Raw genomic sequence first — 15,500 nt, 5'->3', positions numbered from 1 at the left:
CCCCTAGGTTTTACGTATAACGTCAGATGCCATACGTACCATGTCCGCTGTTCACGAGTCCAGACGAAAGAGCAGGCCGACGGTGGTACGAGGCAGCACCCGCCCCACGAGCCGGGACGTCGCCCAAGCCGCCGGCGTCTCCCAAGCAGCCGTATCCCTGGTCCTCGGCGACAAATGGCGCGGCCGGGTCTCCCAGGCCACGGCAGAACGCGTCCGAGAGGCCGCCCGCGACCTGGGCTACCGCCCCAACCTGGCCGCCCGCAACCTGCGCCTGGGACGCACCCGCACCGTCCTCCTGGTCGTCCCCGCCCTCACCACGGAATTCTTCGCCGGCGTCTACACAGGCGCCGCCCGCGTCGCCGCCGAACACGGCTTCGGCGTCGTCCTCTACCCCTCCCCCGAGGGCATCGGCCCCGCCCGCGACCCCTTCGCCTCCGCACAAGCCGCACTCGACGGCGTCATCGCCTCGTCCATGGCCGCCGACGCACTGACCGCCATCCGCGGCGAAGCACTGCCACTGGTCATGCTCGACAGCGACCCACAGGGCAGCCTGGGCGCGGCAACCGTGAACCTGGACATCGCCGACGGCATCCGCCAAGCCGCGGAGCACCTCCTGTCCCTGGGCCACCGCCACTTCCTCCACCTGGCGGCGGACGTCCCCTCCTGGACCTTCGAAGTACGCGCCCGAGAACTGGCGGCACGGCTGCACGAGGTGCCCGGCACCACGGTGCGAACAGCCCGCTCCCCGATCTCCATCGAGGAAGCCGTGACCGCCGCCCAAACCGCCCTCTCCACCCCCGGCGACCGCCCCACCGCCGTGATCTGCGACGACGACCAACTCGCCGCCGGCACCTACAAGGCAGCCCGCCGCCTGGGACTGCGCATTCCGGACGACCTGTCGGTCACCGGCGTCGACGACCTGGCCCTGGCCACGGCCATGGACCCGGAACTGACGACAGTCCACCTGGACGCGGAACTGTTCGGCGAGCGGGGCATGCGGGCATTGCTCGCCGTACTGGACGGCCGCGCCCCCGAAAGCGGAGACATCCCGGTGCGGCTGATCCTGCGAGATTCCACAGCCAGGGCCCGCTGACCGGCGCGACGACCGCGCGCCCCGACCGCAGAGCGACCGGGGCGCGCGACAACCTCGCCGGCCCTACTCGGCGTCGTCCTCCGACGCCTCCTGCGCGGCGTCCGCATCCGCACCCAGGAGCCGCGACAACTGACGCCCGCTGATCCGCTTGAACTTGCGCTTCTGCGGACGCGTGCGATCCAGCACAGCGACCTCCAGCCGCTCCGCCGGGATCTCCCGCTCACTGCCATTGGTATCGCGGGACAGCGCCTGCACCGCCAGCTTCAGCGCCTCCGCGAGGGTCATACCCTCCTCGTGACGCTGATCCAGATAACTGCTGATCTGCTCGGCGTTACCGCCCACCGCGACCGAGCCGTGCTCATCCACGATGGAACCGTCGTGCGGCAGCCGGTAGATCTGATCACCCTCGGGAGTCTCCCCCACCTCGGCGACGACCAACTCCACCTCGTACGGCTTCTCGGCAGCGCTGGAAAAGATCGTGCCCAACGTCTGCGCATACACGTTCGCCAGGCCCCGGGCCGTCACATCGTCCCGGTCGTAGGTGTAACCCCGCAGGTCGGCATAGCGCACACCGCCGATCCGCAAGTTCTCGTACTCGTTGTACTTGCCGGCGGCCGCGAAGCCGATCCGGTCGTAGATCTCGCTGAACTTGTGCAACGCACGGGACGGGTTCTCGCCGACGAACACGATGCCGTCGGCAAACTGCAGCACGACCAGGCTGCGACCACGGGCGATGCCCTTCCGGGCGTACTCCGCCCGGTCGGCCATCGCCTGCTGGGGTGAGACATAGAACGGCGTCGACACCGGTTATCCGTCCCTCTCTGGAAGATTCCGTCGGTTCACTGGACCACCCTCACGAAGACGATCGCCGCTACAGCAGCGCGGCCCGCGGCCCGTCGGGCTGCTCCAGCCGCCGCTCCAGAATCGAGCGCGCGATCTCGGACGCCTCGCTCTCGGTGAGCCGGCGGAAGCCGTCGTCGGTGATCACGGTGACGATGGGATAGATCCGGCGGGCGACATCGGGACCACCGGTCGCCGAGTCGTCGTCTGCCGCGTCGTAGAGCGCCTGGATCACCAGCGTGGTGGCCTCGGCCTCGCTGAGGTCGTCCCGGAAGAGCTTCTTCATCGCACCGCGAGCGAAGATCGACCCGGAGCCGGTGGCCGCGTAGTTGTGCTCCTCGGAGCGTCCGCCGGTGACGTCGTAGGAGAAGATGCGGCCCTTGCCGCGGTCCACGTCGTACCCGGCGAACAGCGGCACCACGGCCAGGCCCTGCATGGCCATGCCGAGATTGGAGCGGATCATCGTCGACAACCGGTTCGCCTTGCCCTCCAGGGACAGCTGCGCACCGTCGACCTTCTCGAAGTGCTCCAGCTCCAGCTGGAACAGCTTCACCATCTCCACGGCCAGGCCCGCCGTACCGGCGATGCCCACCGCCGAGTACTCGTCGGCCGGGAAGACCTTCTCGATGTCCCGCTGCGCGATGACGTTGCCCATGGTGGCCCGCCGGTCACCGGCGAGGACCACACCGCCGGGGAACGTCACGGCGACGATCGTCGTCCCGTGCGGTGCCTCGATCACGCCCTGGGTGGGAGGCAGCTGCCGGTTTCCGGGAAGGATCTCCGGCTGGTGTTCCGACAGGAAGTCCATGAAGGAGGAAGACCCTGGCGTCAGGAAGGCAGCTGGTAGACGCCCGGTGCTACGAGTGTTGGCTTCCACGCGATTCCTTCCAAGTAAGCGGCGGCCCGGCGGACGGCGTCGGGATCGTCTCCCAACTTGCCGATGGCCGAATTGCAGTTGAAGCACAGTACGCCACGGACCTTACCCGTCTCGTGGCAGTGATCCACATGGGCAGCCGGGGCTTTCAGGCAGATCACGCAGAGGCCCCTTTGAGAGGCGATCATCTCGTCGCGCTCAGCTTCGGTCAGCCCGTAGTGGCGCTTCAGATGACGCGCACGCCCTTCGATTGCTCGGCATGCCTTGCAGGCTGTCGAAAGGCCATCGGAAGCTGTTCTGTTGCGATCCCACTCGGAGTGCGGCTTGATCTCCCGGCAGCGTTGGCAGTACTTGTGCCCTTCCGGAGCGGCAACCCTCGGGCGGGGCTTCCTGCCTCGGGCATCCTGGCGCTGCCGGTAGTACGCCGCGGAGCACTCGCGGCAGTACGCCTGGAGACCGTCCCTCATAGCCTTGTTACTCGCGAAGGCTGCTCGCGGCTTGTGCTGCTTGCACCGCGAGCAGCGCTTCACGCTCTCACTCTCGAGCAACCCCAACTCCCCCGTCTAACCTTCGGATCGAAGGGGAAAGTCACTCTCCACCCTTTTGAACGAAGGAGCGCACGAAGTCCTCGGCATTTTCTTCGAGCACATCATCGATTTCGTCCAAGACGGAGTCCACGTCGTCGCTCAGCTTCTCCTGACGCTCCTTGAGGTCCTCGGAAGCCTGCGTCTCCGCCGCCTGCTCCTCGACCTCTTCAGTGGACCGGGTGGCCTTCTGCTGTCCGCCGCCGGTGTCCTTGGTCGCCATATCCCTCACCCCGCTCGGTTCGCCCGACACAGTTGCTCGGTCAAGATCAGACCCTACTCGCCGGGTCTGACAATGGCCCCGTAGTTGCTCCAACGTACGGGGACCACCTCGATGATTCCCGGACCAGGGATTTTCCACCCTGTCCGGCCGGTTCCCGACGAGTACCCGCTCAGCGCGGTCACCCGCCCGACAGGACCCTGACCAGGTCTTCCGCGGTGCGGCAGCGGTCCAGGAGCTCCTTGACGTGATTACGCGTTCCGCGAAGCGGTTCCAGGGTTGGGACCCGTTGCAGCGAGTCCCGGCCCGGCAGGTCGAAGATCACCGAGTCCCAGGAGGCCGCCGCGACGTCGTCCGCGTACTGCTCCAGGCAGCGTCCGCGGAAGTAGGCCCGGGTGTCTTCCGGCGGCACCGTACGGGCCCGTTCCACGTCCGCGTCGGTCAGCAGCCGCTTCATGCGCCCGCGGGCCACCAGGCGGTTGTACAGGCCCTTCTCGGGCCGTACGTCGGCGTACTGGAGGTCGACCAGGTGCAGTCGCGCCGCGTCCCAGTCGAGGTTGTCCCGGCGCCGGTAGCCCTCCATCAGCTCCCGCTTGGCGACCCAGTCCAGCTCTCCGGCCAGACTCATCGGGTCGTGCTCCAGACGGGTGAGGGTGTCCTCCCAGCGTGACAGGACGTCCTTGGTCTGGTCGTCGGCGTCCGCCCCGAACCGCTCCTCCACGTACTTGCGCGCCAGCTCGTAGTACTCCATCTGCAGCTGTACCGCCGTCAGGGTGCGGCCGCTGCGGAGGGTGACCAGTCGCTTCAGTGACGGGTCGTGGGAGACCTGGTGGAGGGTGCGGACGGGCTGGTCGACGGCCAGGTCGACGGCGATGAAGCCGTCCTCGATCATCGACAGCACCAGCGAGGTCGTGCCCAGCTTGAGGTAGGTCGAGATCTCCGACAGGTTCGCGTCGCCGATGATCACGTGCAGGCGCCGGTATTTCTCGGCGTCCGCGTGCGGCTCGTCGCGGGTGTTGATGATCGGGCGCTTGAGCGTCGTCTCGAGGCCGACCTCGACCTCGAAGTAGTCGGCTCGCTGGCTCAGCTGGAAGCCGTGCTCGTGCCCGTCCTGGCCGATGCCGACGCGGCCGGCTCCGGCGAAGACCTGACGGGAGACGAAGAACGGCGTCAGGTGGCGCACGATGTCCGAGAAGGGGGTTTCCCGCTTCATCAGGTAGTTCTCGTGCGTGCCGTAGGACGCGCCCTTGTTGTCGGTGTTGTTCTTGTACAGGTGGATCGGCTGGGCACCGGGCAGTTGCGCGGCCCGGTCCGCGGCCTCGGCCATGATCCGCTCGCCGGCTTTGTCCCAGAGGACGGCGTCCCGGGGGTTGGTCACCTCTGGGGAGCTGTACTCGGGGTGTGCGTGGTCGACGTAGAGCCGTGCACCGTTGGTGAGGATCACGTTGGCCAGGCCGATGTCCTCGTCGGTGAGCTGGCTGGAGTCGGCGGCCTCGCGGGCGAGGTCGAAGCCTCGCGCGTCTCGCAGCGGGTTCTCCTCCTCGAAGTCCCAGCGAGCCCGGCGGGCCCGGTGCATCGCCGCCGCGTAGGCGTTCACGATCTGGGACGAGGTGAGCATGGCATTGGCGTTGGGGTGGCCGGGGACGGAGATTCCGTACTCCGTCTCGATGCCCATTACTCGCCGTACGGTCATGCGGCCCTCCTTGCCCGGCGGCACCCTCGGTCGTGGGCGCCGCTCAGATACCGCTGGCGCTCGGTTGCGTGTGCGGTGCCCGTCCCCGCACTGCGCGACTCGGCGGTACGCAAGAGCCTAGAACGCCTTTGCGCTGGTGGGGAGATCATTTGCGTCATTGCGTTGCTCCAGCCGTGGCCTGGAAAAACAGTCGGCTGCGGGTACCCGCCGAGGGCACCCGCAGCCGCCCTGCCTTTTACAGGTACTGACCGGTATTCGCCACCGTGTCGATGGAGCGTCCGGTGTCCGCGCCCTGCTTTCCGGTGATGAGGGTGCGGATGTACACGATCCGTTCGCCCTTCTTTCCGGAGATGCGCGCCCAGTCGTCCGGGTTGGTGGTGTTCGGCAGGTCCTCGTTCTCCTTGAACTCGTCCACGCAGGCCTGGAGGAGGTGGGAGACGCGGAGGCCCTTCTGGTTCTTCTCGAGGAAGTCCTTGATCGCCATCTTCTTGGCGCGGCCCACGATGTTCTCGATCATGGCGCCGGAGTTGAAGTCCTTGAAGTAGAGGACTTCCTTGTCACCGTTGGCGTAAGTGACCTCCAGGAAGCGGTTCTCCTCGGACTCGGCGTACATGTGTTCCACAGCGGTCTGGATCATGCTCTGGACCGTGGTGGCCTTGGAGCCGCTGTGCTCGGCGAGGTCGTCGCCGTGCAGCGGGAGGCGCTCTGTGAGGTACTTGCCGAAGATGTCCTTGGCCGCTTCGGCGTCGGGACGCTCGATCTTGATCTTCACGTCGAGTCGGCCGGGTCGCAGGATGGCGGGGTCGATCATGTCCTCACGGTTGGAGGCGCCGATCACGACCACGTTCTGCAGGCCCTCCACACCGTCGATCTCGGCGAGGAGCTGCGGGACGATGGTGTTCTCCACGTCCGAGCTGACACCGGAGCCGCGGGTGCGGAAGAGGGACTCCATCTCGTCGAAGAAGACGATGACGGGCGTGCCCTCGCTGGCCTTCTCTCGGGCCCGCTGGAAGACGAGGCGGATCTGCCGCTCCGTTTCACCGACGTACTTGTTCAGGAGCTCGGGGCCCTTGATGTTGAGGAAGAAGCTCTTGCCGGCGGCCTGGCCGGTCACCTCGGCGACCTTCTTGGCCAGCGAGTTGGCCACGGCTTTGGCGATGAGCGTCTTGCCGCATCCGGGGGGCCCGTACAGCAGGACGCCCTTCGGCGGCCGCAGTTCGTGCTCCTTGAACAGGTCCGGGTAGAGGTAGGGCAGCTCGACCGCGTCGCGGATGGCCTCGATCTGGCCGCCGAGACCGCCGATCTGCTCGTAGCCGATGTCGGGGACCTCTTCGAGGACGAGTTCCTCGACCTCGCTTTTCGGGACGATCTCGTAGACGTAGCCGGAGCGGGGTTCGAGCAGCAGGGCGTCACCGGGCCGGATGTTCACGTCCAGCAGCGGCTCGGCGAGCCTTACCACCCGCTCTTCGTCGGTGTGTCCGAGCACGAGGGCCCGCTCGCCGTCCTCGAGGATCTCCTTGAGGGTGACGATGTCACCGACGCGCTCGAATTCCATGGCCTCGACCACGTTGAGCGCTTCGTTGAGCATTACTTCCTGGCCGCGCCGGAGCTCCTCGAGCTCGACGCTGGGGCTGACGTTCACCCTGAGCTTGCGGCCGCCGGTGAAGATGTCGGCGGTGCCGTCCTCGTTGGCCGTCAGGAAGACTCCGAAGCCGGCCGGTGGCTGCGCGAGCCGGTCGACTTCCTCCTTGAGGGCCACGATCTGGTCCCGGGCCTCACGGAGCGTGTTGGCGAGTCTTTCGTTCTGCGCGGACACGCCGGCCAGATTGGTCTGCAGCTCGACGATCCGCTCTTCGAGAATCCTCGTGTGTCGCGGAGAGTCGGCGAGCTTACGTCGCAGGACGGCGATCTCCTGCTCAAGGTAGGCGATCTGCCCGGCCGGGTCGTCGGACCCGCGTCCCGGGCGGATGCCGCGGTTCATGTCGTCGTCGTGGGCTGCCACGGTCCTCACCTCCTCCAAGGGGAGCTGGACGCTTCCAGACCCTACCTGGGCGGGTGTCGATTGAAACCCCTAGATCACAAAGACGGTCGGGGTGTGTCCGATCTTCACCCTTGCGCTCTCCCTCACGCCAGGGGAATACCCATCGAACATGATTGGAACCCAGGCGGGGGTAGGGTCGAACTGTTCAACACCCGCCGGAGCTGGCCGGATTCCCGACATGGCTGGGCGGAGAAACGGCAGGAGAGATGAGCGTGCAGCAGGTGGCCGGGGCCGATGGTGAGGAGCTGGAGGTCTGGATCGACCAGGACCTGTGTACCGGCGACGGCATCTGCGCGCAGTACGCGCCCGAGGTGTTCGAGCTGGACATCGACGGTCTGGCCTATGTGAAGAGCGGTGACGACGAGTTGCTCCAGGACAAGGGAGCGACAACGCCCGTTCCGCTGCCGCTCCTCACGGACGTGATCGACTCCGCGAAGGAGTGTCCGGGCGCGTGCATTCACGTGCGTCGGGTTTCGGACAGGGCCGAGGTGTACGGTCCGGACGCGGAGTGACTGCTTCTCTACGTTCCGTCACTACTGTCTGATTTCTCACACGCGCTGTCGCATGTGGCTCACACGCTGCGGGCTCCGGCCGGTGTCGTGCGGACGAACGAGCCGTCCTGCCAATGCCATTTCGCGTCGCTCTTCATGTCGGGGCAGCAACGCGGCACGTCGGCCGACGAGTAGCCGAGGAGTGTGGCGGTCACGGCGCCGTCGCGTACGGCGAAGTCGGTGACGGTGGTGGCGTCCTTGGGGTCGAGGAGGGTGGCCACGACGCGTGGTGTGCCGCTGTCGGCGTCGCGCGTCAGGACGTACACGCCGTCCGGCGGGGTGCCCATCGGGGAGTCGCAGTGGACCACGGCCACCGTCTCGGGCCGGCCGTCGCCGTCGAGGTCGCCGGAAGCCCGTTTCTTCACCACTGCCTTGACCGGGCCGCACTCGATCGGGAACGCCACCGCGGCCGGGTCGGGTGGAGTCAGGGGCGCCGGAGCGCTCTTGGTCTCGGGGGTGGCCGGCTGGGCCGCTGTCGCGGCGCCGGGCTGCAGGATCGAGGAGAAGGCCACGACGCCGGCGACGGCCGTCGCGGTGGCGAGCCAGTGGATGGGGCGGGTGTGGGTGTGGGCGAGCTCCGGGACGGCGGAAGACTGCACTAGGAGGGTCTCCTGAGGCTGTGCCGGTGGGGTGGCCAGCATGGTGCCATACGTCACAGCCCGAGGGAACGGCGGGGTGTGCCTGTTTGGTGCCGGGGAAGTCGGAAGGGTTGGGGTTCCTGCCGTTGTGTCAGCGGGCTCCTGGGGCAGCGCTGCTTACACGTCCCTGCCGTGGCGGCCTCCGGGCTGTCACGACGTGTGCGGCGTGTCAACGGTGTCGGACGAGGGTTCATCCGGGGCGGCAACGAAAGGGCGCCGTGGCGGAGTTCCGGTAGGGACCCGGGAACTCTGCCACGGCGCCGTTGCGTTGGGCGCGGTGACGGGCTGCTTCAGCGGGCGGTGCCGCCGTCGGCGTTGGGTCCGGCGTAGTCCTCGCCGTAGGCGCCCTTGGCGGGGCGGCGGCGGCGCATGGGCGGCTCGACGCCGTCGGCGAGGCGGCGGGCGGTGAGCAGGAAGCCGGTGTGGCCGATCATGCGGTGGTCCGGGCGGACGGCCAGGCCCTCGATGTGCCAGTTGCGGATCATCGTCTCCCAGGAGGTCGGCTCGTTGAAGCAGCCGATCTCGCGGATGGACTCGACGGTCCGGGCGAGCTGGGTGGTGGTCGCCACGTAGCAGCACAGGATGCCGCCGGGGACGAGCGCCTTGGAGACGGCCTCCAGGCACTCCCAGGGGGCGAGCATGTCGAGGATGACGCGGTCGACGTCGGCGTCGGACAGGTTGTCCTGGAGGTCGCCGACGGTGAGCTGCCAGGCGGGGTGCGGGCCGCCGAAGTAGCGCTCCACGTTCGCCTGGGCGATCTCGGCGAAGTCGGCGCGGCGCTCGTAGCTGTGCAGCATGCCCTGGTCGCCGATGGCCCGCAGCAGGAAGCTGCTGAGCGAGCCGGAGCCGACGCCCGCTTCCACGACGCGCGCGCCGGGGAAGATGTCGGCGAAGGCGAGGATCTGCCCCGCGTCCTTGGGGTAGACCACGGCGGCGCCGCGGGGCATGGACAGGACGTAGTCGGGGAGCAGGGGGCGCAGCGCGAGGTAGGCGACGTTCCCCGTGGTGCGGACAACGCTGCCCTCGGGAGCGCCGATCAGTTCGTCGTGCGGGAAGGAACCCTTGTGGGTGTGGAAGTTCTTCCCGGCCTCGAGCGTGAACGTGTAGTGGCGGCCCTTGGGGTCGGTCAGCTGAACCTGGTCCCCGACCTTGAAGGGCCCGCGCCTGCGGGCGGCACCGGTCGGTTCGGACATGTGACCAGCCTACCGGTCCCGGGAGGGGGCTCCGACCACTCAGCTGGGCCTGGCCATCGCCTTCACGAAGGCCCGTTCCACGTCGGCTGCCGACAGTACGCCGTAGATCTCGCCCGTTTCCTCCACGACCAGGTATTCGGTCGCCGGGGTGGCCCGGAGCGCGTCCAGGAGTTCCTCGCCCGACAGTTCCGCCGAGACGCGCATGCCGTCGGTGAGGTCCTGGGCGAGGCTGCTGACGGCGACCCAGGGGCGGCGGTGCTCGGGCACGCCGACGATGGCGGCCTCGCGGACGAGGGAGAGGGGCTGGCCGTCGGCGTCGACGACGACCAGGGCTCGGGCTCCGGCGGCGTTGGCGCGGCGCAGGGCCTCCGAGAGCGGGGTGTCGGTCTCGACGGGGACCGCGCGGCGGGTGAGGGCCCGGGCGCGTAGTTCGGGGAGGTGCTCGCGCAGGCGGGCCATGCGCAGGCTGTTGCCGGCGCCGGTCCAGATGATCGCGGCGAGGATGGCGGCGAGCAGGGCGTCGAGGACGGTGTCCATGCCGACGTTGTCGACGGCGTCGGTGCCGAGGGCGCCGGACTGGGTGAGCAGCGGCAGCCCGATGAGGACGCAGACGGCGAGGGCGCGGCCTACCCAGGCGGCGGCGATGGTGCCCGTCATCGGCTTGCCTGTGATCTTCCAGACCACGGCCCGGAGCATGCGGCCGCCGTCGAGGGGCAGGCCGGGCAGGAGGTTGAACGCGGCCACGATGAGGTTGGAGATCATCAGGCCGGCGAGCAGGACGCCCGGGACGGTGCCGGGTTCCACGGCGAGCAGGGCGGCGTAGAAGACGCCGGCGAGGACCAGGGAGAGCAGGGGCCCGACGAAGGCGAGCACGAACTCCCGGCCGGGGGTCTCGGCCTCCTTCTCGATTTCGGAGACGCCGCCGAAGAACTGGAGCCGGATGCGGCGGACCGGGAGTTTGAAGCGGAGGGCGGCGACCGTGTGGGCCAGTTCGTGGACGAGGACGGAGGCGTAGAAGGCGACGGCGAAGAAGAGGGAGACCAGGTAGCGGGCGGTGCCGAGCTCGGGCAGCACGCGCTCCAGCTGGCCGCCGAACACCCAGGTGATCAGCGCGGCGACGAGGAACCAGCTCGGCGCGACGTACACGGGCACCCCGAAGGGCCGGCCCATGAGCAGCCCGCCCCGGGGCTCCGGCCGCTGGGGGGCGGGGCCCTTGCCGCCGGCGGAGTGGGCGAGGTGGCGGTCGCCGTGGGCGGGGGCGGTCGAAGCGGGGTGGTGGTTCGGGTGGCCGGTGCCCGGGGCGGGGGCCGAGGGCTGCTGCGGGCGGTTTTGTTCACCGGAGCCGGGGGCCGGGGCGTGTGTCTTGTGCAGGCGGTCCGCCTCGGGCCGGCCGGAGACGGGTGCCGAGTGCGGGCCGCCGGCGTGGGCGCGGTCGGGGTGGGTGTCGCCCTCCGGCGCGTCGCCGCTGTCGCGCTCGCCTCGGGCGGGTGCCGTCTGCGGTACGGCGGCATCGGTGGGAGCCGGGGCCGTGTGCCGGTCGCCGGCGTGGGCGCGGTCGGGGTGGGTGTCGCCCTCCGGCGCGTCGCCGCTGTCGCGCTCGCCTCGGGCGGGTGCCGTCTGCGGTACGGCGGCATCGGTGGGAGCCGGGGCCGTGTGCCGGTCGCCGGCGTGGGCGCGGTCGGGGTGGGTGTCGCCCTCCGGCGCGTCGCCGCTGTCGCGCTCGCCTCGGGCGGGTGCCGTCTGCGGTACGGCGGCGTCGGTGGGGGCCGGGGCCGTGTGCGGGTTCTCGGCGTGGGCGCGGTCGGGGTGCGGGGCGCCCTGCGGAGGACGGTTGGCGTCGGGCTCGGCGGGTGTTTCGTCACCCCGCGTCGGGCGGTCCGTCGTCGAGTCGTCCCGCGCGGCGTCCGAAGGGGGCGCCGGGGTGTCCGCGGGCGTGGCCGGGCCGGTCGGCTCAGGGGCCGGGGTGGGCTCTTCAGGGGTGAAGGGGCGCTCGTCCGTGGGCTGTTCGTCGGTGGGGATCGGGTCGGTGGCCCGGCCCGGACGCCCCGCGTGGCGCTCGGCCGACTCGTCGTTGCCGGACCGCGGCCGCCCGCGCCCGCCGCTCTCGTCCACCGGTGTCCCCTCGATCGAAGCGTCTCCCGCGCCTGCCGGACGGGAGGGTCTCGAGTCGATGGTATGCGTCCGTCGTGGTGCGTTTCGCCCCGGCACCCCTGTGTTTCCCGTACGTCGACCTCCTCTCCCGGCTTCCCCCACGGAACACGGCCGGGTCACTGTCAGTGGCGGGCCGTAAGGTCTGGGGCATGGAGACGAGCACCGAGGGCGCGGCACAGCCCGACAGCAGCCCGGCCGCGGCAGTGGTTCCGCCGGTCCCGGCCGGGCCCGCGGAGACGGCAGTGGAGACGGCGGCAGGGGCACCGCCGGAGGCCGAGGCGCGGCCGGTGGCGGAGGCTGCGGCCGAGACCGCCGCCGTGAGCGCCCTGGTGACCGGGTCCGCCGCCGTCCCGCCCGCCTCGCTGTCCCCCTCGCGCGCCAGTGACTTCATGCAGTGCCCGCTGCTCTACCGCTTCCGGGTGATCGACCGGCTGCCGGAGAGGCCGAGCGAGGCCGCGACCCGGGGCACTCTGGTGCACGCGGTCCTTGAGCGGCTCTTCGACGCCCCGGCGGCCGAGCGCACGGTGCCTCGGGCGAAGTCGCTGGTCCCCGGCCAGTGGGACCGGCTGCGCGAGTCGCGGCCGGAGGTCGTGGAGCTGTTCGCCGACGATCCGCAGGGCGAGCGGCTGGCGCGTTGGCTGGGCGAGGCCGAGCAGCTCGTCGAGCGCTGGTTCACCCTGGAGGACCCCAGCCGTCTGGAGCCGGCCGAGCGGGAGCTGTTCGTCGAGGCCGAGCTGGAGTCCGGGCTGCGGCTGCGCGGCATCATCGACCGGGTCGACGTGGCGCCCACGGGCGAGGTTCGGATCGTCGACTACAAGACGGGGAAGGCACCCAGGCCGGAGTACTCCGAGGGCGCCCTGTTCCAGATGAAGTTCTACGCCCTGGTGGTGTGGCGGTTGAAGAACGTGGTCCCCCGGCGGCTCCAGCTGGTCTACCTGGGCAGCGGTCAGGTGCTGACGTACGACCCGGTCCTCGCGGATCTGGAGCGGGTGGAGCGCAAGCTGCTGGCGCTGTGGGAGGCGATCCGGCTCGCCACCGAGACGGGCGACTGGCGGCCGCGCCCCACGAAGTTGTGCGGCTGGTGCGACCACCAGGCGCACTGCCCGGAGTTCGGGGGCACTCCCCCGCCGTATCCGCTGCCGGTGCGCGCGGCTGGGCTTGAGGTGCAGCCCGTCGCCGGTGAGGGCGCCTGAGTCCGGCGGGCCCGCGCAGGGCAGAATGGGGCCGGACTAGCGAAGGAGACTTACGTGGCCATCCGCGTCCTACTGGTCGACGACCAGCCGCTGCTCCGTACCGGCTTCCGGATGATCCTGGAGGCCGAGCAGGACATCGCGGTCGTCGGGGAGGCCGGTGACGGACTGCAGGCACTCGACCAGGTGCGTGCGCTACAGCCCGATGTGGTTCTGATGGACATCCGCATGCCGCGGATGGACGGTGTGGAGGCGACCCGGCAGATCACCGGGCCCGGGCGGGACGGCCCGGCGAAGGTGCTGGTGCTGACCACCTTCGACCTCGACGAGTACGTGGTGGAGGCGCTGCGCGCCGGTGCGAGCGGGTTCCTGCTGAAGGACGCGCCGGCCAACGAGCTGGTGCAGGCGATCCGGGTCGTGGCCGCGGGCGAGGCGATGCTCGCGCCGAGCATCACGCGCCGGCTGCTCGACAAGTACGCCACGCATCTGCCGTCGGGGGACGAGCCGGTGCCGGACACGCTGCACACGCTCACCGACCGCGAGGTCGAGGTGCTGAAGCTGGTGGCGCGCGGGCTGTCCAATGCGGAGATCGCCGCCGACCTGTTCGTCAGTGAGACCACCGTCAAGACGCACGTCGGGCATGTGCTGACGAAGCTGGGCCTGCGCGACCGGGTGCAGGCGGCGGTGTACGCGTACGAGAGCGGGCTGGTGCGGCCGGGCGCGCAGTAGCGGTCCGCGAGCGGATACGTGAGAGGGCGCCCCTCGCCGAGCGGGGGGCGCCCTTGTTCACGCCGGTGCGTCAGGCGTCCTTGCTGAGCTCCCAGAAGCGGAACACCGTCGACGCGTCGAGGCAGTACTCGAGGCCGTAGACGCCGTCGCGGACGACCGCGTACTGCTTGGCCTGCCACACCGGCAGGACGGGGAGTTCGTCGGCGACGATGTCCTGCAGTTCCCCGAACTCCTTGTCCGTGGAGGCGCGGTCGGTGAGGGCGGCGGTGCGCGGGATGAGCGAGCCGGTGATCGTGCTGTTGTCGTAGTTGTTGCTCAGCACGTTGCCCTCGCCGAAGAAGGGGGCCGTGAAGTTGTCGGCGTCCGGGTAGTCCGGCACCCAGCCCTTCACGTAGACGCCGTACTTTCCGGCGGCGATGTCCTTCTCGTACTGGCCGAAGGGGACGGACTTGACGCTCGCGTCGAACAGGCCGCTGGCGTTGAGCTGGCCGGCGATGGCGTTCAGTTCCTGGTCGGTGGCGGGGCCGTAGCGGGAGGGGGTGGACCAGAGGGTGAGCTTCACCTTGTCGGTGATGCCGTCCTCGCGCAGCGCGGCCTGGGCCTTGGCCCTGGAGGGGCGGGCGCCGTAGGTGTCGAAGAAGGCCGTGTTGTGGCCCGCGATACCGGCCGGGATGATCGAGTACAGCGGGGTGGCGGTGCCCTGGTAGACGTCCTTGATGAGGGCTTCGCGGTCGAGCAGGTGGGCGATGGCCTTGCGGACGCCGAGCTTTCCGGCGACCGGGTCGTCCATGTTGAACACCAGGTGCTGGACCTCGGCGCTGCTGCCCTCGACGACCTCGGTGCCGGTGCCGTCGTCGGCCTTCTCCATGTCGGCGACGTCGCCCGCGGTGAGGCCGCGGTAGGCGATGTCGACCTCCTCGTTCTGGATGGCCTGCTTCAGGGCGGTCTGGTCGCCGTCGAAGAACTTCAGCGTCACGCCGGTGTTCTTCACCTTGGCGGTGCCCTCGTAGTTCTCGTTGACGGAGAAGACGGCCTGGCCGTCGTCGAACGAGTCGAGCTTGTACGGGCCGGAGCCGACGGCCCGGCCGTCCTTGCGGAGCTTGCCCGCGTCGTACTCGTTGTGGTCGACGATGGAACCGGCGCCGGAGGCGATCTTGCTGGGGAAGGTGGCGTCGGCGGTGTTCAGCTGGAACACGACCGTCTTCTCGTCCGGGGTCTCGACCTTGTCGAGCGTGGGGAACATGATCGCGGGCCCGTCGGGGTCGTTGATCTTCAGCATGCGGTCGAAGGAGAACTTCACGTCCTCGGAGGTGAGTGCGTCACCGTTGCTGAACTTGAGGCCGTCCTTCAGCGTGCACTTGTAGACCCGGGTCTGCGTGTCGCTGAAGGCGCAGGTCTCGGCGGCCTCGGGCTGGGGTTCCGTGGCGCCCTTGGGGAAGCTCAGCAGGGACTGGAAGACGTTGTTGAACAACAGCCAGGAGCCGGGGTCGTAGCCGGAGGCCGGGTCCGTGGCCAGGACGTCGTCGGACATCCCCACCACCACGTTGGAGCCGTCCCCCGCGGAGTCTCCGCTCTCCGTGCCACAGCCGGTCAGCAGTCCGGAGGCGAGTCCCGCCACGATGGGCAGGACCGGCCACTGGTTGCGTAGGTTCACGTGTGTGCCTTGTCGTCGGTTCTCGAGAACTCCCGGAGCGTGTTCCTGG

General features: G+C 69.5%; 13 protein-coding genes and 1 pseudogene. 4 read left to right on the top strand and 10 right to left on the bottom strand.

Annotated features, from left to right (window positions below; all coding sequences use genetic code 11):
* Positions 1 to 40: 40 nt before the first annotated feature.
* On the top strand, positions 41 to 1,093 hold the full coding sequence (locus ACZ7EG_RS31205) for a LacI family DNA-binding transcriptional regulator (protein ID WP_471086154.1): 1,053 nt from the start codon (positions 41 to 43) through the stop codon (positions 1,091 to 1,093).
* Positions 1,094 to 1,156: 63 nt separating this feature from the next.
* On the opposite strand, the gene prcA is transcribed toward ACZ7EG_RS31205, so the two are convergent.
* From prcA to arc, 6 genes are all read right to left on the bottom strand, one after another.
* Positions 1,157 to 1,897: a proteasome subunit alpha gene (gene prcA / locus ACZ7EG_RS31200; RefSeq protein WP_471086151.1), complete on the bottom strand. Its 741-nt coding sequence runs from the start codon at positions 1,895 to 1,897 to the stop codon at positions 1,157 to 1,159.
* 67 nt (positions 1,898 to 1,964) lie between these two features.
* Positions 1,965 to 2,810, bottom strand: a complete 846-nt coding sequence (prcB, locus tag ACZ7EG_RS31195; protein ID WP_471086148.1) for a proteasome subunit beta — start codon at positions 2,808 to 2,810, stop codon at positions 1,965 to 1,967.
* Positions 2,762 to 2,995 carry an endonuclease VII domain-containing protein gene (locus ACZ7EG_RS31190; protein WP_388387642.1) on the bottom strand — a complete coding sequence of 78 codons (234 nt, stop codon included), beginning with the start codon at positions 2,993 to 2,995 and terminating at the stop codon, positions 2,762 to 2,764. The genes prcB and ACZ7EG_RS31190 overlap by 49 nt, the downstream gene beginning before the upstream one ends.
* Before the next feature lie 400 nt (positions 2,996 to 3,395).
* Positions 3,396 to 3,614, bottom strand: a complete 219-nt coding sequence (locus ACZ7EG_RS31185; protein WP_030955201.1) for a ubiquitin-like protein Pup — start codon at positions 3,612 to 3,614, stop codon at positions 3,396 to 3,398.
* A gap of 178 nt (positions 3,615 to 3,792) precedes the next feature.
* Positions 3,793 to 5,304 carry a depupylase/deamidase Dop gene (dop, locus tag ACZ7EG_RS31180; protein ID WP_471086145.1) on the bottom strand — a complete coding sequence of 504 codons (1,512 nt, stop codon included), beginning with the start codon at positions 5,302 to 5,304 and terminating at the stop codon, positions 3,793 to 3,795.
* Positions 5,305 to 5,539: 235 nt separating this feature from the next.
* Complete coding sequence (gene arc, locus ACZ7EG_RS31175; RefSeq protein WP_471086142.1) at positions 5,540 to 7,306, bottom strand: proteasome ATPase; 1,767 nt, start codon at positions 7,304 to 7,306, stop codon at positions 5,540 to 5,542.
* 245 nt (positions 7,307 to 7,551) lie between these two features.
* Between arc and ACZ7EG_RS31170 the strand changes: the two genes are divergently transcribed.
* On the top strand, positions 7,552 to 7,857 hold the full coding sequence (locus ACZ7EG_RS31170) for a ferredoxin (RefSeq protein ID WP_471086139.1): 306 nt from the start codon (positions 7,552 to 7,554) through the stop codon (positions 7,855 to 7,857).
* 59 nt (positions 7,858 to 7,916) lie between these two features.
* Here ACZ7EG_RS31170 and ACZ7EG_RS31165 read toward each other — a convergent pair whose 3' ends face one another.
* The 3 genes from ACZ7EG_RS31165 to ACZ7EG_RS31155 form a co-directional block, all read right to left on the bottom strand.
* Positions 7,917 to 8,495: a hypothetical protein gene (locus ACZ7EG_RS31165; RefSeq protein WP_471086137.1), complete on the bottom strand. Its 579-nt coding sequence runs from the start codon at positions 8,493 to 8,495 to the stop codon at positions 7,917 to 7,919.
* Between the two features lie 329 nt (positions 8,496 to 8,824).
* Positions 8,825 to 9,727: a tRNA (adenine-N1)-methyltransferase gene (locus tag ACZ7EG_RS31160; protein ID WP_031141913.1), complete on the bottom strand. Its 903-nt coding sequence runs from the start codon at positions 9,725 to 9,727 to the stop codon at positions 8,825 to 8,827.
* 39 nt (positions 9,728 to 9,766) lie between these two features.
* The gene (locus ACZ7EG_RS31155) at positions 9,767 to 11,839 is read right to left on the bottom strand and encodes a site-2 protease family protein (protein WP_471086133.1); all 2,073 of its coding nucleotides are present in this window, start codon (positions 11,837 to 11,839) and stop codon (positions 9,767 to 9,769) included.
* Between the two features lie 188 nt (positions 11,840 to 12,027).
* Here ACZ7EG_RS31155 and ACZ7EG_RS31150 point away from each other — a divergent pair.
* Both ACZ7EG_RS31150 and ACZ7EG_RS31145 read left to right on the top strand, forming a co-directional pair.
* Positions 12,028 to 13,111, top strand: a pseudogene (locus ACZ7EG_RS31150) (RecB family exonuclease).
* Between the two features lie 14 nt (positions 13,112 to 13,125).
* Positions 13,126 to 13,797, top strand: a complete 672-nt coding sequence (locus ACZ7EG_RS31145; RefSeq protein WP_020141342.1) for a response regulator — start codon at positions 13,126 to 13,128, stop codon at positions 13,795 to 13,797.
* A 70-nt stretch (positions 13,798 to 13,867) separates the two neighbouring features.
* Here the strand turns inward: ACZ7EG_RS31145 and ACZ7EG_RS31140 are convergent, their stop codons facing one another.
* Positions 13,868 to 15,451 (bottom strand): ABC transporter substrate-binding protein, encoded by a 1,584-nt coding sequence (locus tag ACZ7EG_RS31140; protein WP_471086130.1) that lies wholly within the window; start codon positions 15,449 to 15,451, stop codon positions 13,868 to 13,870.
* Between the last annotated feature and the right edge of the window lie 49 nt (positions 15,452 to 15,500).

The sequence above is a fragment of the Streptomyces sp. NPDC037100 genome, assembly GCF_055606225.1.
Note: the sequence above shows the minus strand (reverse complement) of the source record. Positions and strands in the feature narration are given on the sequence as shown.